Annotated in this window: 2 protein-coding genes and 1 pseudogene; 1 reads left to right on the top strand and 2 read right to left on the bottom strand. The window is 49.0% G+C overall.

Annotated features, from left to right (window positions below):
- Window positions 1-19: 19 nt before the first annotated feature.
- The gene (gene ivy / locus E0D98_RS23590) at window positions 20-466 is read right to left on the bottom strand and encodes an Ivy family C-type lysozyme inhibitor (RefSeq protein WP_205713032.1); all 447 of its coding nucleotides are present in this window, start codon (window positions 464-466) and stop codon (window positions 20-22) included.
- A 180-nt stretch (window positions 467-646) separates the two neighbouring features.
- Between ivy and yafV the strand changes: the two genes are divergently transcribed.
- Complete coding sequence (gene yafV / locus E0D98_RS23585) at window positions 647-1,417, top strand: 2-oxoglutaramate amidase (RefSeq protein ID WP_001118055.1); 771 nt, start codon at window positions 647-649, stop codon at window positions 1,415-1,417.
- A 41-nt stretch (window positions 1,418-1,458) separates the two neighbouring features.
- On the opposite strand, the pseudogene E0D98_RS23580 reads toward yafV, so the two are convergent.
- A pseudogene (locus tag E0D98_RS23580) lies at window positions 1,459-2,048 on the bottom strand (ISAs1-like element ISEc1 family transposase); the annotation flags it as partial.

The following is a 2,048-nucleotide window of genomic DNA, read 5'->3' as shown; positions in this document are numbered from 1 at the left end:
CCGTTTCTTTATCCGCTAATTATTTAAAATTAAAGCCATCCGGCTGGTTTTCCAGGCTGCCGGTCAACGCCGCGAACAACACCGTTTTACCATCAATCGAAAGCGCATCGTTCACATTCAGCCAGGTGAGTTTCTCTTGCGACGTTTTCTCATCAATAGTCGAGAACAGCCCCGTCATCTGATTAGATTTCTCGGACCACATCACAGCGATACGTTGCGAGCCACAGTCATGCGGTTTGCACGCGCTCATCACCTGATACGTCTCATCTCCCAACGTTACGGTTTGTGCGGGAGTATAAGTACCGCCTTTCATCACCCAGGCAGGCAGCTTATGCCCTTGTACCATCTGATTAAATGCAGCTTTGGTGGTTTCGCCCTTTGCAAGGCTGCTAATGGTTAAATCATCCTGCGCCATTGCACTGGTGGCGATGACCAGAGCGGCGACTGTCGTTATTGCCTTAAACATCATTCCTCCCGAGCTTATCCTGCCCATGTTATTAACCTCCTAAAGCCTGGCGATAACACGATAATTTGCAAATCAGATATTTCCAATATCAGCATTTGTTATCAATTTATTCTGCGCTAAGGCAACTGCCTGATAAGGTGTTAAAGTTATAAAACCCTTCGCATAAAGGAGTTGTACACCGTGCCTGGTTTGAAGATTACGCTTTTGCAGCAACCACTGGTGTGGATGGATGGCCCTGCCAACCTGCGTCATTTTGATCGTCAACTGGAAGGTATTACCGGGCGCGATGTGATCGTTCTACCGGAGATGTTTACCAGCGGCTTTGCCATGGAAGCGGCAGCTTCGTCGCTAGCACAAAATGACGTAGTGAACTGGATGACAGCTAAAGCGCAGCAGTGCAATGCGCTGATTGCAGGCAGTGTTGCATTACAAACGGAGTCTGGTTCGGTTAACCGCTTTTTGCTGGTTGAGCCGGGCGGCACGGTACATTTTTATGATAAGCGTCATCTGTTCCGCATGGCAGATGAGCATCTGCATTATAAAGCGGGCAATGCGCGAGTGATTGTGGAATGGCGCGGCTGGCGTATTTTGCCGCTGGTGTGCTACGACTTACGTTTTCCTGTGTGGTCGCGCAATCTCAACGATTATGACCTCGCCATCTACGTTGCCAACTGGCCTGCTCCGCGCTCTCTGCACTGGCAGGCATTGCTGACGGCCCGCGCGATTGAGAATCAGGCGTATGTGGCGGGATGCAATCGCGTCGGCAGCGATGGCAACGGCTGCCATTATCGCGGTGACAGCCGGGTGATTAACCCGCAGGGCGAGATTATCGCTACTGCCGACGCGCATCAGGCAACGCGCATTGATGCGGAGCTGTCGATGGTGGCATTGCGGGAATATAGAGAAAAGTTTCCGGCATGGCAGGATGCGGATGAGTTTAGGTTGCGGTGAGTGGGGGTTGTGTTTAAGGCTGGGGGAGAGTCGGGGTAAGACTACGAAAGCCCGCTCTCCGCAAGGACTGACGCCAGATAGTTTCTGTCCATAGCTGCTTTTCGCATCTTACGTCTTAACCCTGCCTTGAATACCTTATCATTCGTCAAAATATTAATAGCGATGTGCCGTATCCCTGAAAATAATTCTGCGGCGTTTCCTCTTCTTATTTTGCAGTCGTCTTCATTCATTACCACGTCCAGACGCCAGTGCAGCTTATTCTCCACGTGCCAGTGGTTTCGGATTGCTGTGGCGAACTTTTCTGCGGTTAAATCAGCAGAACTGATATAATATCTGACCGTCATTTCTGGCTCTTTCTTTTGTTCTGCTATTATGGACCGAAAGGAGACTGCCACGCATAATTTCTTCAGTCCTTTCCATTCAAACGTGAAATCAATAAGTTCATCAGGGACATCGCAAACAATATGAAGACGGATTTCTTCTCTGCCGTGACTCTTTTCACTCATTGCGTAACTGTCATGCTCTGGATTATTTAATTCTTTCAGCGGAAATTTTTCCTCAAAGGCTTTATTTAGCCGCCCCTGGTTTCCTTTTACCGCGAATAAATAATCACCTCCCTGTTTTTGTATCT

The organism is Escherichia sp. KCJ4928 (genome assembly GCF_004352695.1).
In the GTDB taxonomy this organism is placed as follows: Bacteria; Pseudomonadota; Gammaproteobacteria; order Enterobacterales; family Enterobacteriaceae; genus ECMA0423.
This window is presented reverse-complemented; position numbering and strand designations above follow the sequence as displayed.